At 50.2% G+C, this 422-nt stretch carries 1 protein-coding gene; it reads left to right on the forward strand.

The features are described 5' to 3' along the window. A partial coding sequence (locus ACOQFT_RS00620; protein WP_421596137.1) for a hypothetical protein occupies window positions 1–202 on the forward strand: 202 nt, incomplete at its 5' end. Window positions 203–422: the final 220 nt, after the last annotated feature.

Consider the following 422-nt stretch of genomic DNA (forward strand, 5'->3'; position numbering starts at 1 on the left):
AATGAACGACATGGCCACGGACATCGCCGTCCAAACCTCGACACAACTCATAAAAGATACGCTCGACGCGCTCTACACTCCATTATCAAAAATCGTAAACGTTAATCGCGCCAAGTTCCTCGAGAGCTTCAATGCATACTGCGATTGCCCGCAAAGCACATCCCCTCTTCTGTCCCGCTTGCTTCCACAGTGCTTCCAGTGAGGATGGCGCAAATCAAAAAGCCTCGCGTTATGCGAGGCTAAGTGCTTGATATCTGACTGGTTTTTTTGGTTGCGGGAGCAGGATTTTCACTTTGGCGAACTATAGGACACACTGTCAGGACTACGCGTCCTTCTTCCATCTCTTTGGCTGGCCTTAGAAGCATCCTGCGACCTTAAGGCAATCTCGGGCACTCGATTGCAACTTGTCCGAGCTAACTTGG

The sequence above is a fragment of the Ruegeria sp. MALMAid1280 genome, from assembly GCF_049195285.1.
Classification (GTDB): Bacteria; Pseudomonadota; Alphaproteobacteria; order Rhodobacterales; family Rhodobacteraceae; genus Ruegeria.